Annotated in this window: 12 protein-coding genes and 1 riboswitch; of the genes, 11 read left to right on the top strand and 1 reads right to left on the bottom strand. The window is 73.6% G+C overall.

Going from position 1 to position 26,096, the window contains the following annotated elements:
- The first annotated feature begins 3 nt into the window (after window positions 1-3).
- Window positions 4-987, top strand: a complete 984-nt coding sequence (locus tag HUT12_RS14815; protein WP_176093752.1) for a DMT family transporter — start codon at window positions 4-6, stop codon at window positions 985-987.
- On the opposite strand, the gene HUT12_RS14820 is transcribed toward HUT12_RS14815, so the two are convergent.
- Window positions 933-12,893, bottom strand: a complete 11,961-nt coding sequence (locus HUT12_RS14820; protein ID WP_176093753.1) for a non-ribosomal peptide synthetase/type I polyketide synthase — start codon at window positions 12,891-12,893, stop codon at window positions 933-935. The genes HUT12_RS14815 and HUT12_RS14820 overlap by 55 nt on opposite strands.
- Window positions 12,894-13,013: 120 nt before the next feature.
- Window positions 13,014-13,222: riboswitch (cobalamin riboswitch) on the top strand.
- A 134-nt stretch (window positions 13,223-13,356) separates the two neighbouring features.
- Between HUT12_RS14820 and HUT12_RS14825 the strand changes: the two genes are divergently transcribed.
- The 10 genes from HUT12_RS14825 (at window position 13,357) to HUT12_RS14870 (ending at window position 26,082) form a co-directional block, all read left to right on the top strand.
- A complete protein-coding gene (locus HUT12_RS14825) occupies window positions 13,357-15,732 on the top strand; it encodes a ribonucleoside-diphosphate reductase subunit alpha (protein ID WP_176093754.1) in 2,376 nt (791 codons plus the stop codon).
- Window positions 15,723-16,781, top strand: coding sequence for a ribonucleotide-diphosphate reductase subunit beta (locus tag HUT12_RS14830; protein WP_176093755.1), 1,059 nt, complete (start codon window positions 15,723-15,725; stop codon window positions 16,779-16,781). The genes HUT12_RS14825 and HUT12_RS14830 overlap by 10 nt, the downstream gene beginning before the upstream one ends.
- A 554-nt stretch (window positions 16,782-17,335) precedes the next feature.
- Entirely contained in the window at window positions 17,336-18,019 is a 684-nt protein-coding gene (locus HUT12_RS14835; RefSeq protein WP_176093756.1) for a GntR family transcriptional regulator, read from the top strand.
- Entirely contained in the window at window positions 18,016-18,981 is a 966-nt protein-coding gene (locus HUT12_RS14840; RefSeq protein WP_176093757.1) for a tripartite tricarboxylate transporter substrate binding protein, read from the top strand. Before HUT12_RS14835 ends, HUT12_RS14840 begins: the two co-directional genes overlap by 4 nt.
- Window positions 18,981-19,475: a tripartite tricarboxylate transporter TctB family protein gene (locus HUT12_RS14845; protein WP_176093758.1), complete on the top strand. Its 495-nt coding sequence runs from the start codon at window positions 18,981-18,983 to the stop codon at window positions 19,473-19,475. The genes HUT12_RS14840 and HUT12_RS14845 overlap by 1 nt, the downstream gene beginning before the upstream one ends.
- On the top strand, window positions 19,472-21,004 hold the full coding sequence (locus HUT12_RS14850; RefSeq protein WP_176093759.1) for a tripartite tricarboxylate transporter permease: 1,533 nt from the start codon (window positions 19,472-19,474) through the stop codon (window positions 21,002-21,004). The genes HUT12_RS14845 and HUT12_RS14850 overlap by 4 nt, the downstream gene beginning before the upstream one ends.
- Window positions 21,001-22,023, top strand: coding sequence for an exo-alpha-sialidase (locus tag HUT12_RS14855; protein ID WP_176093760.1), 1,023 nt, complete (start codon window positions 21,001-21,003; stop codon window positions 22,021-22,023). Before HUT12_RS14850 ends, HUT12_RS14855 begins: the two co-directional genes overlap by 4 nt.
- Window positions 22,020-22,901, top strand: a complete 882-nt coding sequence (locus HUT12_RS14860) for a dihydrodipicolinate synthase family protein (protein ID WP_176093761.1) — start codon at window positions 22,020-22,022, stop codon at window positions 22,899-22,901. The genes HUT12_RS14855 and HUT12_RS14860 overlap by 4 nt, the downstream gene beginning before the upstream one ends.
- Before the next feature lie 49 nt (window positions 22,902-22,950).
- A complete protein-coding gene (locus HUT12_RS14865; RefSeq protein WP_176093762.1) occupies window positions 22,951-24,585 on the top strand; it encodes a fucose isomerase in 1,635 nt (544 codons plus the stop codon).
- Complete coding sequence (locus HUT12_RS14870) at window positions 24,586-26,082, top strand: FGGY-family carbohydrate kinase (protein WP_176093763.1); 1,497 nt, start codon at window positions 24,586-24,588, stop codon at window positions 26,080-26,082.
- Window positions 26,083-26,096 lie beyond the last annotated feature (14 nt).

Below are 26,096 nucleotides of genomic sequence, written 5' to 3' on the forward strand. Positions count from 1 at the left end.
ACGATGCGCCCGCTCACCAGCCGGGCCACCGGCGATCGCACCTGGCTGGTCGCCGTGGCCGCCAGCCTCTGGGGTTTCTCCAGCCTGCTGCGGGAGCCGCTGGCCCGGGAACTCCCCGCGTTGAGCGTGGTGCTGGCCGAACACGTCGTGCTGGTGCTGCTGGTGTCACCCTGGGTGATCCCGGCCGTCCGCGCGCTGGCCCGCTCCTCGGCGCGGACGAAGCTGGCCGTGCTGGTGATCGGCGCCGGCTCCTCGGCCCTGGCCACCACGCTCTTCACCGCCGCGTTCCGGCTGGGCGACCCGATCACCCCGCAGGTGTTGCAGAAGCTCCAACCGGTGCTCGCCCTGGTCCTGGCCGCGCTGCTGCTGGGGGAGCGGGTCGGTCCCCGGTTCCCGCTCTTCGCGGTGCCCGCGCTCGTCGGCGCCTGGCTGCTGGCCTTCCCCGACCCGCTGGCGGCGCAGCCGCGCGGCCTGGCCGCGGCGGCACTCGCCCTCGGCGCGGCGGCGCTCTGGGCGGCCGGGACGGTCCTCGGCCGGATGGTCAGCGCCGAACTGTCCTTCCTGCACGTCACCACGCTGCGGTTCAGCGTCGGCCTGGTCACGCTGACCACCTTCGCGGCGGCCACCGGCACCCCGGTCGGCGTGCCGATCGATCTGGTGCCCCGGCTGGTGCTGCTCGCCGCCATCCCCGGCCTGCTCGCCCTGACGCTGTACTACCACGCCCTGCGTCGGACGCCCGCGTCCAACGCGACCCTCGCCGAACTGGCCTTCCCGCTGACCGCAGCCCTGGTCGGGCTCACCCTGCTCGACGGTCGACTCGGCACCAGCCAGTGGGTCGGCCTGGCGCTGGTGCTGGCCTCGGTGGTCCTGCTCGCGCTGCACGAGAACCGCAGCTCCCGGCCGGCGGTGCGGCAGCCGGAGCAGCGCGTGCCTCAGGTCGTCGGCACCTCCGGCAACGCCGCCGGGAGGTCCGACTCGACGCGGTGACGCAGCAGGTGCAGCGGCCCGGCGGTGATCCCCGCCTCGGTCAGTGCCACCGCGTACGCCGCCGCCGTCGAGTCGTCCACCAGGCCGTGCACCAGCGGCAGGGCGGGTGTAGCGGCCCGCAACAGCGACTCCACCTGGCAGGAGGCGATCGTGCCGGGCAGCCCGAGTGCCGCCGCGTGTCCGGCGACCGCCGCCGACGGCAGGTCCACCGGCACGCTACGACTGGTCCGCCCCACGTGCAGCAGCCCACCGCCGACCACCAGCACGTCACGGTCACGCCGCATCCGGGCCAGCGCCCGCGCGGGATCCAGCGCGTGCGGGAACGAGTCGTCCACCACGATCGTGCCGGGGCGCAGCCGGTCGACGTCGAGCGGTTCGGTGGCCGCGCTGGTGGCACCGATGATCAGGTCGGCGGCGTACGCCGGGTCGGGCACCGCCGGTGTGGTGGGACAGATCTCCACGGCGGCGGTGAGCCCGTCGGCGCGGAGCCGGTCCACCTGGTCGGCCAACCGGGGCGCGGCCGCCGGAAGGTCGCAGAGCAGCAGCCGCGCCGGTGGCCGGGGCGCGCGGGCCAGCAGCAGCCGCAGCGAGGAGAACCCGATCGAGCCGAGACCGACCACGGCGACGGTCCGTCCGGCCAGGCTGCGCCCGGTCGCCGCCAGCGCCGCCTCGACGGTCAGGACCACCGAGACGACCGTTGCCGCGTGACCGGTGGTGACCGCCGTGGCGGTCCGCGTGCGCCGCAGCACCCCCACCCCGTACCCGGTGTGGGCGGGGATCAGACCGGCGAGGGAGACGCAGGTCGCGCCGAGGCCGGCGGCGAGGTCGACGGCGGCGGCGGCCTCGGTGGCGAGCCCGTCCCCGGCGGTGGTCAGCTCGTCGGCGAAACGGGGGAGACAGACGAAGCCGGAGGTGCCCAGCGGAGTGGACAGCTCCTCCAACAGCCGGGGTCGCCCGCCGGGGAAGAGCAGCTCGCGAAGCTGCTCGCGGGGCAGGCTCCCGGCGGGCAGCCCGGCGATCACGGCGAGCTGCGCGGGCGACGGCAGGTACCCGACGATGGCGGCGGTCAGTGTCGGCGTCGGACCCGGTCGGACGGTTGCCGCCGTGCTCGTGTGCGGCGAGGCGGGCCCTTGGCTCGGTGCGGTCGCCACCGGGCTCGTCGGGGACGGGGCGGCGTTCGGGCCGGCTGCCGCCGGCTCCGGCCCGGTCGCCGCCTCGTTCAGGTCGGCGCGGAGCCGGTCGGCGAGGTGGTCCAGGTCGGCGGCGCTCAGCGCCGTGGGGGAGCCGCGCAGGGTGACCCGCAGCCCGTCGGCCACCGGCCGGGCGGTGAGGAACAGGTCGGTGCCCAGCGGCGGCGGGGCGAGTTCGCTGTCCTCGTCCCAGGAGAGGTCGAGCCGGTCCGGCCCGACCGTCCCCGTCGCGGCGGGCCGGAGCGCGTCGAAGTCCAGGAAGCTGAAGAAGAACTGGCCGCCGGTCGGCGCGCCGTCGGGTCGTCCGGCCGGCACGGCCGCCGCGATCGACGGCGGGTCGGCGTACTGCCGGGCGGCGCTGACCTCGGCCGCGACCCGGGCCAGATGGACCGGGAAGGGCTCGGTGCCGGTCAGGCGCAGCGGCAGCATCGCCGCACACGGCCCGAAGATCCGGTGCAGGTCCGGCAGCGGGTGGTCGCGTCCGGTCACGGCCAACCCGAGCACCAGGTCGTCCTGACCGGTGAACCGGGCCACCACCCGGTGGTACGCGGTCAGCACCGGCGCGTACAGGGTGCTCGACGCGTCGGTGGCCAGCCGGCGTAGTCCCGCCACCACCGTGGCGTCGAGCGTGAACGCGCGGACCGGGGTCCCCGGATCCGTGGTGCCGTCGGCGTGCCGCCGATCGGTCTCCGCCCGCAGCACCGGTGGCCGGTACGCGGACCCGAACCGCTGCGACCACCACGCGTACGCGGCCGGGTCCGGTGCGGCGGCGGCCCGTTGTGCCAGCAGCCGTACGTAGTCCCGGAAACCGGCCCGCAGCGGCGGCAGCGGATCGGCCGTCCCGTCGGCGTGGTACGCGGCCAGCAACTCGTGGCCCAGCAGCGCGGCACTGTAGCCGTCACCGATCAGGTGGTGGGCGTGCACCAGCAGGACGTGGTCGTCCGGTGCGACCCGCAGCAGGCGCAACCGCAGCAGGGGCCAGGCCCACGGCTCGAACCGTCGGCGACGTTCCTCCGCCACCCGGTCGGCCACCTCGGCCGGGCCGGTCACGCTCTCGTACGCCACCGGCAGCCGCATCGCGACGGGCAGTTCCTGCTGCACCGGTGGCCGGGCACCGGCCGGGAAGACGGTCCGCAGCATCGGGTGCCGGGCGACCAGCAGGTCCACCGCACGCTGGAAGGCGTCCCGGCGCAACGGCCCGTGCAGCCGCAACCGGGCCAGCCAGGCGGTGCCGGCGCCGGGCAGGACGGCGTCGGCGAGCAGGAACCCACGCTGGGCGGCGGTGACCGGAAACGGCGCGGCGTCGACCGTTGGTCCACTGTCGATGGTCGCCGGGCCCGTCGTGGCATCGGCGGCCGGTGCGTCGGTGCGCGGGCCCGTCCCGTCGTCCGCAGCGCCGGCGTCGAGCGCGGCGGCCAGGGCGGCCGGAGTCCGGTGCGCGTAGAGGAGCGTCGGGCTCGCCGTGACCGCGTGGCGCTCCTGAAGGTGGGCGAAGACCTCCAGGGCCAGGATCGAGTCGCCGCCGAGGGCGAAGAAGTCGTCGTCCGGGCCGACCACCGGCAGGTCCAGCAGACCGGCCCAGATGCGGGCCAGCTCCGCTTCGGTGCCGGCCGGACCGGTGAGGCCGGTTGCCGGTGCGCGGCGGTCCGCCAGCGCCGCCAGCGATTCGCGGTCGACCTTGCCGGTGGCGGTCAACGGCAGGCTGGCCAGCAGGTGCAGACGCGCGGGCACCATGTGCGCCGGCAGGCGAGCGGCCAGATGGGCGCGCAGCGCGGCCGTGGTGGGGGTGGTCTGCGGCGCGGGCAGCACGAAGGCGTGCAGGCGAGGGTGCGGATCGGCCCGGTGCAGGACGGTCGCCGAGGCGACCTCCGGATGGGTCCGCAGCACCGCCTCGATCTCGCCGGGTTCCACCCGGTGACCGTGGATCTTGATCTGGTCGTCGAGGCGGCCGAGGAACTCCAGGGTCCCGTCCGGCGCGAGTCGGCCCCGGTCGCCGCTGCGATAGAACCGCTCGCCGTCGTGGATCACGAACGCCGCCTCGGTCAGCTCCGGCTCGCCGAGATAGCCGCTGGTGAGACCGGCACCGCCGAGATACAGCTCGCCGGCCACCCCGGACGGGCAGTCCCGACCGTCCGGGTCGACGACGCGGACCACCGCCCCGCCGACCGGACGGCCGATCGGCAGTCGGCGTACCGCGTCGTCCGGCCGCGCGTCGATCAGGTGCCAGGTGGCGTTGACGGTGGTCTCGGTCGGGCCGTACAGGTTGGTGATCCGGGCGTCGCCGAACAGGTCGAACCAGCGCCGGACCGCCACCGGCGACAGTTCCTCGCCGCCCACGTGCACCCAGCGCAGCGCGGTCAGGTCGGGCACCTCGCCGTGCCGGCGTCCGTGCTCCTCGGCGGCGCGCAGGATCCGCTCCCACAGCGTGGGGACCGAACTCCACACCGTGATCCGGTCCCGGGCGATCCGGGACAGCAACGCCTGCGGATCGCGGAGCTGGGTGCGGGTGAACGTGACCACGGTGGCCCCGACCAGCAGCGGGGCCAGGATCTGCCGGACCGAGGCGTCGAAGCAGCTCGACGCCGTCTGGGCGAGCCGGTCCCCGGGTCGGTAGCCGAAGGTGGTGACGGCCCAGTCGAGGTACGTGCGCATCGACGCGTGGCTGACCGGTACGCCCTTGGGTCGCCCGGTCGACCCCGACGTGAAGATCACGTAGGCGGTCCGGTCCGGTGCCGCCTCGGGCACCGAGGGCACGTCGTGTTCCGCGACGATCGCGATCCCGTCGAAGGGGACCGGTCGTGCGGCAGCGTCGAGGCGGGCCGCCACGGCGGTCGAGTCGTCGTCGTGCAGCAGTACGTCGGCTCCGGCCCGGACCAGGTGGTCGGCGAGGCGAGCCGGTGGGTGGGCCGCGTCCAGCGGCACCCAGGCGGCACCGGCCCGCAGGATGCCGACCACCCCGACCACGGTCTGCGGTCCGGGGGCGGTGAGCAGACCGACCCGGTCGCCGGGGCGTACCCCGTGCCGGGCGAGCAGCGCGGCCACCCGGTCGGCGTCGCGGTCCAGCGTCCGGTAGGTCACGGTCCGGGCGCCGGTCGTCACCGCCACCGCGTCCGGGGTGCGTCGGCAGACCGCGCGGATCCGGGTGGTGACGTCACCCCCGCCGACCGGCTGCCGCTCGGCGTCGGCGACCGCCAGGACCGTCGCGGGACGCGTGGAGTCACCAGTGGACAGCGGCGGTCGGCCGGTGGCGATCGCGGCGAGGTCGTCCCGGTGTTCGGCGGCGAGCCGGGCCACCGTCGCCGGGGTGAACAGTCGGCGCGGGAAGTTCCAGGACAGGCCGAGACCGTCACCGGACTCCCAGCAGAGCAGACTCAACCGGGTGGCGGCGGAGCCGGAACCGGCCGCCGTGGGCGTCACGGCGACCGGACAGTCCGGGTCGAGGGTGACCGGGAACCGGGCGAAGCTGAACCCGGCCGGGCTTGCGGTACGCGGCCCGGCACCGGGCCGGTCGAGCAGACGGGCCAGGTCGAGGCTGGTGACCGAGCCGTGTCGCTGCGCCGCCGACCAGGCGACCCGGAGTCGGTCGGCGAGCCGTCCAGCCGGCTCGTCGGGGTCCACGTCGAGGACCAGGGGCAGGGTGTCGGCGAACGGTCCGACGATGCGGTCGATCCCGGCCAGCCGGGCGTCGCGACCGGCCCGCGCCACCGTCACCGGCACGCGTCGCTGCCCACCCCACCGGGCCAGGCAGCGCACGTACCCGGCCAGCAGCAGATGGAACAGCGTCACGCCGGCCTCGGCGGCCCGGTCCCGCAACGCCGACACCAGCTCCGGCGCCACCTCACTCGGCAGGGTCAGCAGGGGCGGGCCGGGAGGTCCGTCCGGGTCACCGTCGAAGGGCAGCCGCAGCGTCGTGCCGTCGGCCAGCAGATCCCGCCAGTACGCCAGGTCGGCCGTCGTGGGCACGGCCACCTCGCGCGCGTACGTGTCGAACCCGGGCGCGGGCGGGCGGTGCACCGGCGTACGGCCGTGGGCCAGGGTGGTGTAGTCGGCCCACAGTTCCTCGCTGAGCAGGTTCAGGCTGAACCCGTCCCCGGCGGCATGGTGCAGCACCAGCATCAGGTGGGCCCGATCGGGTGCCTCCCGGACGAGGACCGCTCGCAACGGCGGCTGCCGGGACAGGTCGACCGGGGTGTTGCACAGCCGCTCCCGCACCTCGGTCAACGGCTCGGTGAGCGTCCGCACCGTGTACCAGTCCGGCGTCGGAGCCGGTCGGGCCGGTACGGGCATGACCACCTGGCGAGGCGTACCCGGACCGGGCGCGAACCGGACCCGCAGCATCGGGTGACGCGTCTCCAGACGCGCCAGCACCTGCCCGAGGAGCGAGGCGTCCAGGGGACCGGTGACGGTCTGCTGGACGAAGGCGAAGCTGGCCACGGCGGGGTGCAGCCGGTCGTTGACGTGGAACGCCCGCTGCACGGCGGTCAGCGGGAACGGCTCGCCCTCGACCGACGTCCGCGACCCGACCGACGGCGTACGCGTCACGGGTTCGGCGTCGCGCATCCCGGTGAGGTGGGCGGCCAGGTCGGCGACGGTGGTGTACTCGAAGAACAGGGTGACCGGCAGCTCCCGGCCGAGTTCCTCCTCCAGCCGCTTGACCAGGTCCACGGCGGCCAGCGAGTCCAGGCCGAGGGCGAGGAACGAGGTGTCGTCGGCGATCTCGTCGGGCCGCCGGTGCAGTGGTTCGGCGAGCAACCGCCGCAGCACCCCGGCCACCTCGTCCCGGCCCGGTCCGCCGTCCCCACCGGCGATTCCACGCGGCACGTCGACAGCGCCGGTGTCGGCAGTGGCGGTCGCGACGGCGGCAGTCGCGACGGCGGCCCCGACCGGGACGCCGACCGTCGGCGCGGTGGCCGGACTCTCCGGCCCGGCCGCGACGACGACGTGTGCGGCGTCGACACGTCGGGCGAGCGCCAGGGCGCGCAGCGCGTCGTCGACCGGCATGGCACCGGGGCCGCCACCGCCGGTCCGGGCGGCCATGCCGGTGTCGCTGATCGCGGCGAAGCCGACCGCCTGGACGGGGCGGCCCGTGGCCCGGTGTGCGGTCGCGAACGCGTCGAGGAACCGGTTGGCGGCGGCGTAGTCACCGATCGCGCCGGCCAGGCCGGGCAGCACCGCGCTGACCGACGAGAACCCGACCAGGGCCGTCCGGTCGTGGCCGTGTCGCCGCAGCGCCTCGGCGAGCAGGTAGCTGCCGCGTACCTTCGGACCCAGCACGCCGAGGACGTCCGCGACGGACTTGGCGCGCAGGGTGCCGACCCGGACGGTGCCGGCGGCGTGGAACACGGTGTCCACCCGGGGCACGGCGGCGAGCAGGGCGTCCACGTCGGCGGCCACGGTCACGTCACACCGGTGGTACGTCGCCGTCGCCCCCAGCGCGGTCAGTTCGGCCAGCAACGCTGCCGGTGCGTGGTCCGACCGACCGGCCAGCAGCAGGGTCGGCTGCTCCCGGCGAGCCAGGGACCGGGCGAGCGCCGCGCCCACACCACCGGCACCGCCGACGATCAGGTGCACGGCACCCGCCCCGGCAGACCCGCCACCGGCAGCGCCGACGGCCCGGTCGACGGACGTCACCACCGGGTCGGGGACTCCTCCTGCGCCCGGCGACACCGGGTCGAGGAAACGTGCCATCCGGCGTCCGTCCCGCCAGGCCACCCCGGTCGCCGCACGCGGGCCGGGCGAGACAGCTGCCGGGCCCGCCGCGAGGGCGGACAACTCGCGGCGGACGGCGTCGACCCGCGTCGCCGTACCGTCCGAGGAGCAGAGGTCCACGGTCTGCACGTGCAGGCCCGGACGCTCGTCGGCGAGCGCGGCGGTCAACCCGGCCAGCACCGCCTGCACCGGGCGGGCACGCTCCGCCGCCGCGCCGGTGACGTGCACGTCCTCGGTGACCACCAGCAACCGGCCCGGCCGGTCGGCGTCCTCGTCGATCAGGGCGCGGACGGCGTGTACCTGCGCGGTGACGGCGGCGTCGAGCGCGGCCGCGTCCGGCGTGTCCACCGCCGCCCCGGCGAGCAGCACGGTGACGCCGGGGGTGTCGTCAGCGACGACCGTGGGGGTGTCGGCCGTGCGGACCTCGATCCCGTCGGCGGTGAGTGCGGTGACCAGGGCGTCGGCGAACGGACCGCCCACCCCCGGGCCGCGCGGCCGCACCCACCCGGCGGGTACGCCCGCGACCACCGGCACCTCCCGCCAGGCGACGACGTGCAGCGGTGCGGCCTGCGGCGATCCCGGTGGCGGGAAGGCGCGACGCGCGAACGGGTAGGTCGGCACCGGCACCCGCTGCCGCCCGGCGTACAGGGCGGGACGGTCGAGCGGGCCACCCCGGACCCAGAGCAGTCCGGCCGTGGCCAGCAACGACGCCGTAGCGGTGGGCCCGCCGGGCACGGCGACCATCCGGACCATGGGATGGGCCGCTCCGTCGACCTGCCCGCCACGATGCCCCGTCGCGCCGACGCCACCGGTGCCGGAGTCCGGCGCCAGGGCGGCAGTGTCCCGGGTGGAGTCGGCGACGCCCAGCTCGACCACGGTGTCGTACCCGTCGTCGTGGAGCCGTCGCCACACCGCACGCCACTGCGCTCCGCTCGCCGCCCCGGTGGCCCACCGCAGCGGGTCCGGCGGATCCCACCGCCCGGCCGCCGGGCTGAACACCGGCACGCCCCGCAGCGCCGCGAGGGCGTACCCGTCGTCGTCCCGGTCGGCGGGGCCGTCCCCGGCGGCGGCCGGATCGGCGAGCGCGACCGACCGCCGGACCGCCTCGGCGATGCCCAGCGCGCCCCCGGCGGCGGCTGCCGCCAGCTCACCCACACCGTGTCCGAGCAGCGCATCGGGCCGCACCCCCCAGGCGTCGAGTTGCCCGGCCAGGGCCAGGGCCACCACCACGCCCGCCGGGGCGCTGACCCGCTGGTCCGTCCGTTCCGCCCCGTCGTGCAGGCACCAGGCGAGCAGCGGTCGTCCCGCCACCGGGCCGGCGGCGGCGCAGGCCCCGGTCAGCAGGGCCCGGAAGACCGGGAGCCGGTCGTGCAGGTCACGGACCGCCGGTGCGGCCGGCGGCGATCCGTCGCCCCGGAAGGCGAAGACGATGCGTGGCCGCCGGCCGACCGGTTCGTCCCGGTACGCGGTCGCGGCCGCCGCCAACCGGTCCGCCAGCCCGGAGTCGTCGGCGACGAGCGCCAACCGGTACGGCGCGTCGTCACGGGCGGTGCCGGCGCTGGCGACCACGTCGGCCACGTCGAGGTCACCCCGGGCGCGCAGGTGCCCGGCGAGGTCGAGGGCACTGCGCCGCAACGCGGCCGCCGATCGCGCGGTGAGCGTCACGAGGTGCGCGCCGGTGCCGTCCGGCGGCGGTACGGGCTTCCGGGGCGGCGCCTCGCGCAGGACGGCGTGCGCGTTGGTGCCGCCGAAACCGAACGCGTTCACGCCGGCGACCAGCGGTCCGGGTGCGGTCCACGGGCGTGCCTCGGTGAGCACCGTGAAACCGGCGGCGTCGAGGTCGTACCGCGTGGACGGCCGGACGTGGTGCAGCGACGGCGGCAACTGCCGGTGCCGCAGGGCCAGCACCACCTTCAGCAGCGACGGCATGCCGGCGGTGTTGAGCAGGTGCCCCAGGTTGGTCTTGACCGACCCGAGCCAGCGGGGCGTGCCGTCGGGGCGGGGCGGGAACGCGGCGGCCAGTGACCGCGCCTCCACCGGGTCACCGAGGCCGGTGCCGGTGCCGTGCGCCTCGACGTACGAGACGGCGGCCGGGTCGAGCCCGGCGTCCGCGTACGCGCGGGCGATGACCTCCCACTGCCGCTGCGGATTCGGGGCGAGCAGGCTCAACGACCGGCCGTCGTTGCCGACGGCGGTGCCGGCGACCAGCGCGAGCACCCGGTCCCCGGCGACGTACGCGTCGTCGGGGCGGCACAGGACGAGCGCCGCACCGCCCTCGCCGGGCACGAAACCGTCGGCGTCGGCGTCGAAGGCGCGACACCGCCCGGTCGGCGACAACGCCTCGGCGGCGTCCAGCAGCCGGTAGGCGGTCTCGGTGAGGTTGAGGTTCACGCCGCCGACCACCGCGATGTCGCACTCGCCGGTGGCCAGGCTGCGCGCGGCCAGGTGCAGCGCGACCAGCGCCGACGAGCAGGCGGTGTCCACCGCGATCGCCGGGCCGACGAGGTCCAGCGTCTGCGACAGCCGGGCCGCGACGAGATTGCGCAGGTTGCCGACCAGCGCCGATGGTCCGGTCACCGCACCGGTGGCGGCCAGCAGCTCGGGGTAGGCGCTCTCGCCGACGGCGGCGAAGACGCCGACACGTCGACCCTGCCGGCGCGGGCCGGCGTACCCGGCCCGTTCCAGCGCCTCGTACCCGATCTCCAGGAACAGTCGGGCGTGCGGGTCGGTGAGCCGGGCCTCCTCGTCGGAGAGCCCGAAGAAGTCCGCGTCGAGCTGCATCGGGTCGTCCAGGAAGGACCCCCAGCGAGGTCGGCCGTCCTGCGGCGTCCACCGGTGCTCCGGCACCGGCCGCACCGCGTCGACGCCGTCGACGAGCCCGCGCCAGAACTCGTCCGGGTCGTCCGCGCCGGGGAACCGGCAGGCCATCCCGATGACCGCGAGCGGCGTCGCGCCGGAGCGGTCGTCCGGTGCCGGTGGGACGGGACTCCCGAGCGGTGCCGTCCGGGTCGCCGACGGCCCGGCCAGGATGCGGTCGGTGAGCGCGGCGACGGTGGGACAGTCCCGCAGGTCCGCCGGATCGAACGTGGTGCCGAGGGCGTCCTCCAGCCCGGCCAGCACCTCCATCGCCGTGAGCGACGACCCGCCGATGGCCAGGAAGCGGTCGTCCGCCGCGATGGTGTCGGCGGGCCGGTCCAGCACCCGGGCCCAGACCGCCCGGACGACCTGCTCGACCCGTCGCCGGGACAGCGGCCCCGAGGACGGCGGCGCGGATACCGGGTGTGGGTCCGTCGAGGTCGCCGGTGGCGCGGGGTCGGACGTCGACGGGCGTGGGCGGCTGGTCGCCGCCAGGTGCCAGCGGCGTTCCCGTTCGGCGAAGTCACCGGCCAGGTAGCGTTCGCGCATCCGTCGCCGCCGCAGCTTGCCGCTGGTGGTGCGGGCGAACGCGCCGGGCGGAAGCGGCAGCACCCGCACGTCGTGGTGCCCGGCCGCCTCGGCGACCCGGGCCCGCGTGGCGTCGAGCACCACGGCTGCCCCGGCGGGCGGACGGGCCCAGGCCACGAAGACCACGATCCGCTCGCCGCCGCTGTCCGGGTCGGTGCAGCCGACCACCGCGGTCATCGTGGCCGGCAGCCCGGCGGTGGCGGCGGCCACCGCCTCCAGGTCGGACGCGTGGAACGTCCGGCCGTTGACGAAGATCACGTCCTTCGCGCGGCCGGTCACACAGAGCCGGCCGGCGCGTTGGAAGCCCAGGTCACCGGTGCGCAGCCAGCCGTCCACGAAGGTCTCCCGGCTGGCCTGCGGATCCCGGTGGTAGCCGCGCGCCACGTTCGGGCCGCGTACCTCGACCAGGCCCACCCGCTCCTCGGGCAGCGGACGGTGCCGCTCGTCGACGACGCGTACCTCGCAGCCGGGCACGGGGTGTCCCAGGTCCATCAGCTCCACCGCGTGCCTACCCGGCGCGGTGCTCACCGCCCGGCCCCGGCTCAGCGCGGCACGGTCCAGCACCAGCGGCGCGGCGACCTCCCCGGGCGGCGGGAAGGTCACCGCGAGGGTCGCCTCCGCCAGGCCGTACACCGGTCGCAGGGCGGCCGGGGCGAGCCCGGTCGGGCGGACGTGCGTCAGGAAGGCCCGCCACACCGTGGGGGAGATGGGCTCCGCGCCCACCACCACGCACCGGACGCGGCTCAGGTCGAGCGTGGCGAGAAGATCCGCCGGGACCCGGCGGACCGCCAGCGCCAGCGCGAAGTTCGCCGCCGAGAGCAGGGTCGCGCGATGCCGGTGGGCGGCGGTGAACCACAGTGCCGGGCGCTTGGCGAACGCCATCGGAGGTACGCGGACCTGCGTGCACCCGATGGCCAGCGGGGTCAGGTGAGTGCCGATCAACCCCATGTCGTGGAAGTACGGCATCCAGGTGACCAGCACGTCGTCCGGTCCGGCGCCGCTGGCCAGCCGGGACTGCTCCACATTGGCCAGCACGTTGGCGTGGGTCAGCTCCACCCCGCGCGGCGTGCCGGTGCTGCCGGAGGAGAACTGGAGGAACGCCACGTCGTCGGGGTCGGCGGCGAACGACTCCTCCAGCGGGGGGCTGGTACGCAGGTCGACCAGCCGCAGCACCAGGCCCGCCAGCCCGTCGGCGACCGCCCCGGTGGCGTCGTCCACCACGGTCACCGCGTCGGCGAGCAGCTCGCGCACCGCCCGTACCCGGGCCGGTTCGGGCGGCAGCGGCACCGGGACCAGCCCGGCGGCGAGCGCCCCCCAGAACAGCGGCTGGAAGTCGTCGCCGGCGTCGGCGACCAGGATCACCGGGGTGCCGGGGATCACGCCGGCCGCCCGGTAGCCGCCCGCCACCCGCAGCGACTCGTCCCGCAACTGCCGCACGGTGACGGTGCGCTCGGTGCCGTCCTCGCGAACGTGCACGACCACCTGGTCGGGTGCGCGATCTGCGGCCTGGACGAGGACGTCGAGCAGTGTCCGTCGGTCGCCGGGTCCGGCCGCAGTCTGCACGCGACGATGCTAGTGGGCATGATCGAGTACCCGGCCGACGGTCGCCGGGATGCCCGTCATCTGACACGCGACACGCCCGGCACAGCATCTGGTGTTGCCATCTCCGCACCGCACCCATATATGGTGTGCCCCGTAGCTGGTTCGACCGCCGCTCCACGGCGGTCGAGGCAAGAGGGAACCCGGTGTGAATCCGGGACTGCCCCGCAGCGGTGAGTGGGAACGACCGCCGTCATCACGCACTGGACCCGCCAGGTCTGGGAAGCGACGGCCAGTAGGCGCGAGCATCAGGCCCACGAGTCCGAAGACCTGCCAGCGCGCCGCACGCGACGTGTGCGGCGGTCGAAGGCCGCGTGGGACGGCCGACGCCAGGAGCTGGTCGTCACGGCAGCAGTGCCGTCGGCAGACCGGCGGCGTCCTCCCGCGCGGACCCGACGATCTCGGGGACAGGCGTGAGGAGGGGAACATGACGGTGACCCAGGAGCAGGCGGGGCCGGAGCAACGCCGGCACGTCATGCAGGTCCGCAAGCGGAACGGCGACACCGAGCCGGTGGACGTCAACAAGATCGTCAAGGCGGTCGAGCGGTGGGTCGCCGACCTGGACGAGATCGACCCGCTGCGGGTGGCGACGAAGACCATCAGCGGGCTGTACGACGGCGCGACCACGGCCGAGATGGACAAGCTCTCCATCCAGACCGCGGCCGAACTGATCGGTGAGGAGCCGCAGTACTCGAAGTTGGCGGCCCGACTGCTGGCCGCGTACGTGGACAAGGAGGTCCGCGGACAGCAGGTGGCCAGCTTCAGCCAGTCCATCCGGTACGCACACGGCCTGGGCCTGATCGGCGACGACACCGCCGCGTTCGTGGCCCGCAACGCCCGCAAGCTGGACGACGCCGTCGACCCGGCGGGGGACCTGCGCTTCGAGTACTTCGGCCTGCGCACCGTCGCCGACCGGTACCTGCTGCGGCACCCGCAGACCCGGCTCGTGGTGGAGACGCCGCAGTACTGGCTGCTGCGGGTCGCCTGCGGCCTGTCCCAGACGCCCGGCGAGGCGATCGGCTTCTACCGGCTGATGTCCAGCCTGGCCTACCTGCCCAGCTCGCCGACGCTGTTCAACTCCGGCACCCGGCACACGCAGATGTCCTCGTGCTTCCTGGTCGACTCGCCGCGCGACGAGCTCGACTCCATCTACGAGCGCTACCACCAGGTCGCGAAGCTGTCCAAGTTCTCCGGTGGCATCGGCATCTCCTGGTCCCGGGTGCGCGGTCGGGGCGCCCTGATCCGGGGCACCAACGGCAGGTCGAACGGCATCGTGCCGTTCCTCAAGACACTGGACGCCGGGGTGGCCGCGGTCAACCAGGGCGGCCGTCGCAAGGGCGCGGCCTGCGTCTACCTCGAACCGTGGCACCCGGACGTGGAGGAGTTCCTCGAACTGCGGGACAACACCGGCGAGGAGTCCCGGCGTACGCACAACCTGAACCTCGCCAACTGGATTCCGGACGAGTTCATGCGCCGGGTCGAGGCGGACGGCGACTGGTCGCTGGTCGACCCGTCGGACGCCCCCGAGCTGCCCGACCTGTTCGGTGAGGCGTTCGACGAGGCGTACCGCGCGGCGGAGAAGAAGGCGGTCAAGACCGTCAAGGCCCGCGACCTGTACGGCCGGATGATGCGGACGCTCGCGCAGACCGGCAACGGGTGGATGACCTTCAAGGACGCCTCGAACCGGCTCTCCAACCAGACCGGTGCCCCGGGCAACACCATCCACCTGTCGAACCTCTGCACCGAGATTCTGGAGGTCAACGACGACGCCGAGACGGCGGTCTGCAACCTCGGGTCGGTCAACCTGGGCGCGCACGTCACCGCGGACGGGGTCGACTGGGAGCGGCTGCGCGCGACGGTGCGTACCGCCGTGGTGTTCTTGGACCGGGTGATCGACATCAACTACTACCCGGCCGAGCAGGCGGCGGCGTCGAACCCGCGCTGGCGCCCCGTCGGGCTCGGGCTGATGGGCCTCCAGGACGCGCTCTTCACGCTGCGCCTGCCGTTCGACTCCCCGGCCGCCCGGGAGCTGTCGACCCGCGTGCAGGAGGAGATCTTCCTGACCGCGTTGGAGACCTCGTCCGGGCTCGCCGAGCGGTTCGGCCCGCATCCCGCGTACGCCGAGACCCGCGCCGCCCGGGGTGAGCTGCACCCGGACCTGTGGGGCGCCGAGGTCGGCCAGACCGGGCGGTGGGCCGCGCTGCGCGAGACGATCGGTCGGCACGGCCTGCGGAACTCGCTGCTGGTGGCGATCGCCCCGACCGCCACCATCGCCTCGATCGCCGGCTGCTACGAGTGCATCGAGCCGCAGGTGTCCAACCTGTTCAAGCGCGAGACGATGTCCGGCGAGTTCCTCCAGATCAACACCTATCTGGTCCGCGAACTGAAGGCGCGCGGGCTGTGGACGGCCCCGATCCGGGAGCAGATCAAGCGCGCCGAAGGTTCCGTGCAGGGCGTGGTCGAGCTGCCCGCCGACGTACGCGAGCTGTTCCGGACTGCGTGGGAGCTGCCGCAGCGGGCGCTGATCGACCTGGCGGCGGCCCGCGCCCCCTTCATCGACCAGTCGCAGTCGCTGAACCTGTTCCTGAGCGCGCCGACCATCGGCAAGCTCTCCTCGATGTACCTGTACGCCTGGAAGTCCGGGCTGAAGACCACGTACTACCTGCGGTCGCGTCCGGCGACCCGGATCCAGCAGGCCACTGTCGCCGTCACCCCGAGCGTCACGCCGGTCGTGGCGGTCAGCGACGACGAGGCGTTGGCCTGCTCCCTGGAGAACCCCGAGAGCTGCGAGGCATGCCAGTGACCACCGTCTCCGAGACCAGCACCAGCACGAGCACCGGCGTGGGGGAGCGGCACCTGCTGCTCGATCCCGGCATGGACCTGACCCTGCGGCCGATGCGCTACCCGCAGTTCTTCGACCGCTTCAAGGACGCCATCAAGAACACCTGGACGGTGGAGGAGGTCGATCTGCACTCCGACCTCGCCGACCTGGCCAAGCTCTCCCCGGCCGAGCAGCACCTGGTGTCCCGGCTCGTGGCGTTCTTCGCCACCGGCGACACCATCGTCGCCAACAACCTCGTGCTCAACCTCTATCAGCACGTCAACTCGCCGGAAGGCCGGCTGTACCTCTCCCGGCAGCTGTTCGAGGAAGCGGTGCACGTCCAGTTCTACCTGAACCTGCTGGACACCTACGTCCCGGACGAGAAGCAACGGTTCGAGGCGTTCGCGGCGGTGGAGAACATCCCGTCGATCGCCCGCAAGGCCGAGTTCTGCTTCACGTGGATCGACTCCATCTTCGACCTGCGCGAGCTGCGGACCCGCGAGGACCGGCGGGCCTTCCTGCTGAACCTGATCTGCTTCGCCGCCTGCATCGAGGGCCTGTTCTTCTACGGCGCCTTCGCCTACGTCTACTTCCTGCGCTCCCGGGGGCTGCTGCACGGCCTCGCCTCGGGCACCAACTGGGTGTTCCGCGACGAGTCCATGCACATGGCCTTCGCCTTCGACGTGGTCGACACCGTCCGCGCCGAGGAGCCGGACCTGTTCGACGCGGAGTTGGAGCAGCAGGTCAAGGACATGCTGGCCGAAGCGGTCGAGTGCGAGGTGCAGTTCGCCGTCGACCTGCTGGAGCAGGGCGTCTCCGGCATGTCGCCGGCCGACATGCGGGAGTACCTCCAGCACGTGGCCGACCGGCGGCTGGCCGTGCTCGGCATCGCCCCGATGTACGGCAGCGGCAACCCGTTCGCGTTCATGGAGTTGCAGGACGTCCAGGAGCTGTCGAACTTCTTCGAGCGGCGGGTCTCCGCCTACCAGGTCGGGGTGACCGGCTCGGTCAGCTTCGACGACGACTTCTGATCGACCTGGCTGTGCCGAGGTCCCGGGTGGCGTGACGCCACCCGGGACCTCGGCGTTCCGGCTCGGCTCCGGCCGTGCCCGGTCCTGTGGCGGGTGCCCGGCCCTGTGGCCGGAGCGGAGGTGGTGTCCGGCGTGGTCGTGTCGTCGGCCGCTGTCGAGCTGAACCGGTTGCGCTATCGGCCTCGCGATCCGTCGCCGCTGTCAGCTCGACAGCGCTCGTACCGGACACCGACCGAGCCTGAGTGTGCCGACCTCGTCCACGTCCCGCTTCCGTGCGCGTCGACGAGACGGCCGCGCCCGTACCCTGTCGCCATGACCACGGCATGGGGACCGGCGGCCGGGCCTGACCCCGCTGCCCGCTGAGCGGCCCGTGGCGGCCCTCGTGCTCCCGCCCCGCGCGCCGGTGACCGACGCGCAGGGTCCGATCTTCGGCCCGTCTGGGGCATCCACCAGGCGAAATGCCGGCAGGAAACATCGAGAAACTCGTTCGTCATCTTCCGTTGACCGTGGGATGAGTCGAGTGTTAACTGTTAACAGTTATCAGGAGGGCAAACGTGTTGGACGTGAGGCCGATCAGGGCGGAGTCCCTCGGCGAGAAGCTGGCCGGCGAGCTGCGCCGTCGCATCATCGTGGGCGACGTGCCGTCGGGCACCCGGCTCGTCGAGGAGGAGCTGGCCGACTCCTTCCAGGTCAGCCGGGGTCCGGTCCGTGACGCCATCCGCATCCTGCGGTCGGAGGGACTGGTCACCGGCTCCGGCCGCAACGCCGTCACCCGGTCGCTGAACGACGCCGACATCGAGGAGCTGATGGCTCTGCGGGAGTCGTTCGAGCTGCTGGCGGTGGAGCGGGCCATCACCGTCCGGCGCGACGTCCTCGCCCGTCAGTTGCGTACCGCCCTGATCGACATGGACGCGGCGGTGAACGACCGGGACCCGGTCGCCTTCACGACCGCGGACATCCGGTTCCACAGCGCGTTCTTCGCCACCGCCGGGATGACCCGGCTCAGCGTCCTGTGGGACCAGTTCCGCCCCACCATCGAAGGTCTGCTGCACGCCTCCGGCAAGCGGCTGGCCGACCTCGCGCCCTCGGCGCGGGAGCACCACGACCTGGCCGGGCTGATCACCGCCGGCAAGGTCGCCGAGGTCAAGGCCGAGCTGCACCGACACCTGCAGACGACCTGCTCCCGGCTGCGTTCCGCGAACCCCCCGACCCCCGTCCAGAGAGAGAACGACCTATGAGATCACGCATGCTGCGCCTCGCCGCGTTGGCCGTCGCCGGCACCCTCGTGGTGACCGGCTGCGCCGACCGCGGCGGGAGCGAAACCGCCTCCGGCGAGAACTTCCCGGAGAAGGACCTCACCCTCGTCGTGCACGCCGCCGCCGGTGGTGGCTCCGACCTCACCGCCCGCACCCTGGCCAAGGAGCTGGAGGCGGACCTCGGCCGGTCGATCGTGGTGGAGAACCGGACCGGTGGCGGCGGCCGGGTGGGCCTGACCTACCTCAAGGGCCGGCCCGCCGACGGGTACTCGATCGGGTTCATCCCGGTCGAGGTGGCGATGCTCGGGCACCAGGGCGCCGACATCGCCCCGGAGCAGTTCACCGTGCTCGGGCAGGTGATGAACGCGCCGGCCACGCTGTCGGTGCCGACGAACAGTCCGTACCAGAGCCTCGACGACCTGCTGGCCGCGGCGAAGCGTGAGCCGGGCACGATCACCGTGTCGAACTCAGGTGCCGGCGCCATCTGGGAGGCCGCCACCCTCGCCCTGGGCGAGGCGGCCGGTGCGACCTTCAAGCCGGTGCCGTACGACGGCGGCGCGCCGGCCGTGGCCGCCGGGGTCTCCGGCGAGGTCCAGGCCGTGATGGCCGGGGTGAGCGAGTCCGCCGCCGCGGCCGGAAACAACCAGCTACGCATCCTCGCCGTGCTGGCCCCGGAGCGGGTCTCCTCGCTGCCGGACGTGCCCACCGCCACCGAGCAGGGCGTCGACGTGGTCATCGGTGGCTGGGGCCTGATGGGTGCCCCCGCCGGACTGCCCGACGAGGTCCGGCAGCGGCTCGCCGACGCCGTCCGCAAGGCCGCCTCCTCGGAGGCGTTCAAGGACGTGATGACCAAGGCCGGCAACACGCCGCTGGCGACCTCGCCGGACGAGGCCAGTCAGTTCGCCCAGACCGAGTACGACCGCTTCGGCCAGATCTACGGCTGATGGCTATCCACCACCCGCCGATCCAGGGTGATCACGGTGCCGCCGCGCGTTGGCGCGCGGCGGCACCGGGGATGGTCTTCCTGGTACTGGGCGCCGTGTTCCTGTGGCTGGCCCGCTCGATCGAGCTGCCCGCCCGGGCCCTGGCGGTGAGTCCCCGGATCTGGCCGGAGACGCTCGCCATCGGGATCATCGGTCTGTCGGCCCTGCAGATCGTCCTCGCCTTCGTCACCACGCCCGCCGTGGCCGACGACGAGGACGAGGAGGGACCGGCCACCCGCTCGGGGATCGCCCGGGTGGTCGGCTTCGTCGCGGCCACGCTCGCCTTCGGGGTGCTCTGGTACTACCTGCACTTCCTGGTCTCCGGACTGGTCTTCGTCGCCGCACTCACCTGGATCGCCGGGGGTCGCGGGATCAAGGACCTGCTGTTCTTCCCCGCCGGGGTGACCGTGCTGATCTACGGCCTGTTCGGCCTGCTGCTGAGGGTCCCGCTATGAGCGCACTGGTCGAGGGCTTCGGTGCCCTCCTCTCCGTACAGATGCTGGTCTGCGTCCTCGCAGGTGCCGCGATCGGCATGCTCGTCGGCGCGTTCCCGGGCGTCACCGCCACCATGGCGGTCGCCCTGGCCAGCGCCTTCACCCTGACCATGGACCCGCTGCCCGGCCTGGCCGTGCTGCTGACCATCCTGATCGGCGCACAGTTCGGCGACCGGGTCCCGGCCATCCTGATCAACACCCCGGGCACTCCGGCGTCGATCGCCACCACCTTCGACGGCTACGCCATGGCCAAGCAGGGCAAGGCCGGCCTGGCGCTGACCTCGTCGGCCTTCGCCTCGGCGGTCGGCGGTTTCGTCGGCATCGCGGTGCTGATGGTCGCCGCGATCCCGCTGAGCACGGTGGCCATGCGCTTCGGCTCGCCGGAGATGTTCGCGCTGGTGGTCTTCGGTCTCACCATGATGATCGAGGTCTCCGGCCGGCAACTCGTCAAGGGCCTCATCGCCGGCCTGTTCGGTCTGGCGCTGGGCACCGTCGGCCGGGACCCGATGGACGGCTCGGACCGGCTGACCTTCGGCATCCCGCAACTGGTCGAGGGGATTCCGTTCATCGCGGTGATCATCGGCCTGTTCGGCATCGCCGAGGTGTTCAGCCAGATGATCTCGCGTCGTCACAGCACCCAGAAGGCGATCACCAGCTTCGGCCGCTGGTGGCCGAACAAGCAGGAGACCCGGCAGATGGTCAAGCCGATCGCCGTCGGATCCTCGGTCGGCACCGTGGTCGGCGTGCTGCCGGCCGTCGGCGGGGACATCGGCGGAATCGTCGCCTGGAACCAGGCCAAGCGGGTCTCCAAGGAGCCGGAGAAGTTCGGCAAGGGCTCCCTGGAGGGGCTCACCGCCGCCGACGGCTCCTCCAACGCCGGTGTCGGCGGGTCCGTGCTGACCACGCTGGCCCTCGGCGTACCGGGCGACTCGGTGATGGCCGTGATGCTCGGCTCGATGATCATCTGGGGCATCCAGCCCGGTCCGGGCCTGTTCACCTCGCAACCGGACCTGGTCTACTCGATCGCCGGCATCATGTTCTTCGCCACCGTGCTGACGCTGGGGTTGAGCCTGCTGCGCATGCGCGGCGTAGCCAAGCTGCTGGAGCTGCCCAGCCGGTTCCTGTGGACGGTGATCCTGGCCTTCTGCATCGTCGGCACGTACGCGGTGAACAACAGCGTCTTCGATGTCGGCGTCATGGTCCTGTTCGGCGTACTCGGCCTGCTGCTGCGCCGGTACGGCTTCCCGGCCGGCCCGATCGTGCTCGGCCTGATCCTCGGCCCGCTGGCCGAGCGTAACTTCCGCCGGTCGATGGAGCTGGGCGGACTGGAGACCATCTACACCAGCCCGATCGCGGTGGGCCTGCTCGTGCTGGCCGTGCTGGCCGTGGCGGTGCCCCGCATCCGCAGCCGGATGAAGGCGCGTCGGCAGGGCACCACCGACCGCGACACCCCGACCGATCCGCCGGTCCCCGCCGGAGCGAGCCGGTGACGACACGACACTTCGTGGTCCGGGACGTGCCCGGCCAGTGCCACGGCAGCACCGTCTGCGTCACCGAGGACACCTTCGTGGTCGCCTGGTTCCAGGGCGACCACGAAGGGGCGGCCGACTCGCGGATCTGGCTCAGCCGGGGGACCGACGACCGGTGGAGCGCCCCGACGGTGGTCAGCGGCGACCTGGCACCCTGCTGGAACCCGGTGCTGCACCGGCGTACCGGTGGGGACCTGGTCTGCTGGTTCAAGGTCGGCGCGACCATCTCGACCTGGGTGACCCACCGGGTCGTCTCCACCGACGGCGGCCGGACCTGGTCGACGCCCCGACCGCTCGGCGACGCCGAGCCCGGCGGCCGGGGACCGGTCCGCACCCCGCCGCTGCGCCTACGCTCCGGCCGACTGCTCGCCGGGGCCTCCACCGAGAGGTGGGGCGAGCGCCCCCGATGGGACTGCTTCGTGGAGCGCAGCGACGACGACGGCGACACCTGGCAGCGGTCCCCGGACATCCGGCTCGACCACGCCACCTTCCCCGGCGCGGGCGCCATCCAGCCCGCGCTCTGGCAGACCCCGACCGGCGAGGTACGCCTGCTGGCCCGCAGCACCGCCGGCCGGCTCGTCACCGCCACCAGCGTCGACGACGGCCGCACCTGGTCGCCCGGCTCGCTGTCCACCGTGCCGAACAACAACTCCGGCATCGCGGTGACCCGTCTCGGCGACCGCGTCCACCTGGCCCACAACCCGACCACCGGGGACTGGGCCAGCCGGGCGCCCCTGACCGTCTCCGTCTCCACCGACGAGGGGCAGACCTTCCGGCCCTGGCTGACCCTTGAGGAATCGCTCGGCGAGACGGCGGACGAGGGCTACCGGCCCGCCGACTCGGGGGTCCTGACCACCGGCGACAACGAGTTCTCGTACCCCTGCCTGATCCCCGTCGGGGACCGGCTCGCTGTGACGTACACCTGGCAGCGGCGCGGCATCGTGCTCGCCCTGCTCGATCCCTCGGAGCACATCTCATGACCACGGCCCACCCCGGAGCCAACCTGATCAGCGCCCTGCCGACCCTGTTCGACCCCGACGGCGCGGTCGACCTCAAGGCCACCCGGGCGGCCTACGACCAACTCGCCGCGCACCCCGTCGACGGGGTGTTCGTGGCCGGCACCACCGGCGAGTTCACCACCCTCACCGACGACGAGCGGCTGGACGTCGCCGCCGCCGCCGGTGACGCCTTCGGGCCCGAGCGCACCTACTGGCACGTCGGGCACGCCAGCACCCACCAGGCGGTTCGTCTCACCCGGGCGGCCGTCGACCGGGGAGCGGCCCGACTCGCGGCGCTCACCCCGCACTACTTCCCGGCCACCGAGCGGGCCCTGCTCGACTACTACCAGGCGGTGGTGACCGCCGCCGCCGGACGGCCGGTGTACGCGTACCTCTTCACCGCCCGGACCACCACGACGGTCTCGCCACGGTCGCTGGCCCGGCTGGCCGGGACGGGTCTGGCGGGCGTGAAGATCAGCGGCGAGCCGACCTCGGTGCTGGCCGAGTACCTCGCCGCGCTCGGCGACCGGGACCTGCCGGCGTACTCCGGTGCCGACGCGGAGTTCACCGAGGTCGTCGCGGCCGGCGGCGCCGGAGTGGTCTCCGGGGTCAGCTCGGCGCTGCCGGCACCCTTCCTCGCGGTCCGGGACGCCCTGCGCAGCGGGGACACCGACGCGCTCGCGGTGGCCCGGGAACGGTCGCTGCGGGCGGTGGCCGCCACCCGGCAGGGCAACCTGGCCCACCTCAAGGCCGTCCTGGAACTGCGCGGGCTGTCGGCCGGCGGCATGCGTGCCCCGCTCGACCCGATCTCGGCCGACGACCGTCGCGCGCTCGAAGCCGACGTCGCCGACCTGCTCTGATCCCCGACACCGCCGTCACCCGACACCGCCGCCCTCGAAGGAGCCCCGCGTGAGCAGCTACGCCTTTCCCGAGTTGACCGACCAGCCCGTGGCCGAGCCCGGCGTGGTCTGGACCGTCGCCAGCGGCGACCTGCGGCCCAGCGCCAACGTCACCTGCTGGCCGGTGCAGCGGCAGTTCGAGGCCGACCTGGAGCGGGCGGTCACCGCCCTGGGCCACCGGGTGCAGCGGGCACACCCGGTCGACGACACCGCCGGGCACGGCTTCATCGCCAGCCAGCGCCAGGGCATCGAGGTGTTCAAGTCGATCCCGCCCGACGCGCCGCTGATCGTCGCCGAGGCGGTCTGGCAGTACAGCCACCACGTGCTGGCCGGGCTGCGCACCCACCGGGGCCCGATCCTGGTGGTGGCGAACTGGAGCGGTGAGTTCCCCGGCCTGGTCGGCCTGCTCGGCCTGACCGCCAGCCTCACCAAGGCTGGCGTGGCGCACTCCATCCTGTGGAGCGAGAAGTTCACCGACGACTGGGCGGTGACGCGGCTGCGTACCTGGCTGGAGACCGGGAAGCTGGAGCACGACCAGAGCCACGTCCGGGATCTGCCGGAGCTGCCGGCCTCCGAGGAGGTACGGCTCGGTCGGGCGCTCGCGGCGCAGCTCGTCCGGGACAAGGCCATCATCGGCGTCTTCGACGAGGGCTGCATGGGCATGTACAACGCCATCATCGACGACGAGCTGCTCAACCCGCTCGGCGTCTACAAGGAACGGCTGTCGCAGAGCGCCCTGGTCGCCGAGATGGCGACGGTCACCGACGCCGAGGCGCAGGCCGTTCGGGACTGGCTGGACGCGGCCGGGTTCACCTTCCACACCGGCACCGACGAGGCCACCGAGCTGACCGACGCCCAACTGCACAGCCAGTTCAAGATGTACGTGGCCGCGCTGCGCATCGCCGACGACTTCGGCCTGGACGCGGTCGGCATCCAGTACCAGCAGGGGCTCAAGGACGTCGTACCCGCCAGCGACCTGGTCGAGGGGCTGCTGAACAACGTCTCCCGTCCGCCGGTGACCAGCCGCGACGGTGCCCGGGAACTCTACGCCGACGCGCCGCTGCCGCACTTCAACGAGGTCGACGAGGGCGTCGCGGTGGACTCCCTGGTGACCAACCGGATCTGGACCGCGATGGGGCTGGACCCGGCGACCACCCTGCACGACATCCGCTGGGGCGAGGAGTACGACGGCCGGTTCGTCTGGGTCATGGAGATCTCCGGCTCGGTCCCGGCCTCGCACAACGGCGGCTACGACAAGAGCTGGAGCATGCGGCAGCCGCCGATGTACTTCCCGCTCGGCGGCGGCACCCTCAGCGGCGTGTCCAAGCCGGGGGAGATCGTCTGGTCCCGGGTCTTCATCGCCGACGGCGTCCTCCACGTCGACCTGGGTCGGGGCAGCGCGGTGGAGTTGCCGGCCGAGGAGACCCAGCGCCGCCTCGACGCCACCACCCCGCAGTGGCCGATCATGCACGCCGTCCTGCACGGCGTCGACCGCGACCAGTTGATGGCCCGCCACAAGGCCAACCACCTGAACGTGGTGTACGCCCCGGACGCCGCCACCGCCGACCGGGCGCTCGCCGCCAAGGCCGCCATGTTCGCCGAACTGGGCCTGGCGGTGCACCTCTGCGGTCAGGTGAACCTGTAGATGGCACCGCTGCTGATCGGCATCGACCTGGGCACCGGGAGCAGCAAGGGTGTGCTCACCGACGCCACCGGGCGGGTGCTGGCCACCGCCGTCCGCCCCCGACCCCGGTCGATGTCGCTGCCCCGGCCGGGCTGGGCGGAGGTCGACGCCGAGACGGTCTGGTGGGCCGACGTGGTGTCCATCGCCGCCGAGCTGACCGCCACCGCCCAGGGCGCGCGGATCGCGGCGGTCTGCGTCAGCGGTGTCGGCCCCTGTCTGGTGCTCTGCGACGAGCGGGACGAACCGGTCCGCCCGGCGATCCTCTACGGCATCGACATGCGGGCCACCGCCGAGATCACCGAGTTGACCGAGCGGTTCGGCGCCGACGCGGTGCTGGAGCGGGCGGCCACCCCGATCACCACCCAGGCGGTCGGTCCCAAGGCGCTCTGGGTACGCCGCCACGAACCGCAGGTCTGGGAGCGGGCCACCCGGTGGTACAACTCCAGCTCGTACGTGGTGCGGAAGCTGACCGGCGAGTACGTCCTGGACCACCACACCGCCAGCCAGTCCGTGCCGCTGTACGACATCGAGGCCCGGCAGTGGCACCGGCCCTGGTACGACGAGATCATGGGTGACCTGCCCGCGCCCCGACTGGCCTGGTCGGCCCAGATCGTCGGCGAGGTGACCCCGGCGGCGGCCGAGGCGACCGGGCTGCCGGTGGGCACGCCGGTCTGCGCCGGCACTGTGGACGCCTGGGCCGAGTCGGTCAGCGTCGGCGTCCGCCGACCCGGCGACCTGATGCTGATGTACGGCTCCACCATGTTCTTCGTCCAGCAACTCCGGGGCGTGGCCCGGCATCCGCAGCTCTGGAACACCGTCGGGGTGTCTCCGGACTCGTACTGCCTCGCGGCCGGCATGGCCACCTCCGGCAGCCTCACCACCTGGCTGCGCGACCTGGTGGGCGAGGTGCCGTTCGAGACGCTGGTCGAGGAGGCGGCGGCGGTGCCGCCGGGCGCGGACGGCCTGCTGTTGCTGCCGTACTTCGCCGGGGAACGGACCCCGATCTTCGACCCGGACGCCCGGGGCGTGATCGCCGGACTGACCCTGCGGCACGGCCGGGGTCACCTGTTCCGCGCCGGGTACGAGGGGATCGCCTTCGGCATCCGGCAGATCCTGGAACTGCTCGACACCCCGGAGAACCCGGTCGCGCGGCTGGTCGCGGTGGGCGGCGGCACCCAGGGTGGACTCTGGACCCGGATCGTCAGCGACGTCACCGGCCGTGAGCAGGAGGTGCCGGAGGTGACCATCGGGGCCAGTTACGGCGACGCCCTGCTGGCCGCGATCGGTGCCGGTCTGACCGCCCCGGACACCGACTGGACCCGGCCCGGGCAGATCGTGCGCCCCGATCCCTCGGTGGCCGCCACCTACGACGGCCTCTACGCCGGCTACACCTCGCTGTACCGCAACACGCGGGCCGAGGTGCACGCCCTCGCGCGGTTGCAGAGCGGCACCGGGTAGCGGGCCGGACCGCC

The organism is Verrucosispora sp. NA02020 (assembly GCF_013364215.1).
Classification (GTDB): Bacteria; Actinomycetota; Actinomycetes; order Mycobacteriales; family Micromonosporaceae; genus Micromonospora.

Excerpts from the sequence above, each read along its gene's own strand:
- HUT12_RS14815 (WP_176093752.1), top strand. The coding sequence starts at position 4 with ATGCGCCCGCTCACCAGCCGGGCCACCGGCGATCGCACCTGGCTGGTC.
- HUT12_RS14825 (WP_176093754.1), top strand. The coding sequence starts at position 13,357 with ATGACGGTGACCCAGGAGCAGGCGGGGCCGGAGCAACGCCGGCACGTC.
- HUT12_RS14830 (WP_176093755.1), top strand. The coding sequence starts at position 15,723 with ATGCCAGTGACCACCGTCTCCGAGACCAGCACCAGCACGAGCACCGGC.
- HUT12_RS14840 (WP_176093757.1), top strand. The coding sequence starts at position 18,016 with ATGAGATCACGCATGCTGCGCCTCGCCGCGTTGGCCGTCGCCGGCACC.
- HUT12_RS14845 (WP_176093758.1), top strand. The coding sequence starts at position 18,981 with ATGGCTATCCACCACCCGCCGATCCAGGGTGATCACGGTGCCGCCGCG.
- HUT12_RS14850 (WP_176093759.1), top strand. The coding sequence starts at position 19,472 with ATGAGCGCACTGGTCGAGGGCTTCGGTGCCCTCCTCTCCGTACAGATG.
- HUT12_RS14860 (WP_176093761.1), top strand. The coding sequence starts at position 22,020 with ATGACCACGGCCCACCCCGGAGCCAACCTGATCAGCGCCCTGCCGACC.
- HUT12_RS14870 (WP_176093763.1), top strand. The coding sequence starts at position 24,586 with ATGGCACCGCTGCTGATCGGCATCGACCTGGGCACCGGGAGCAGCAAG.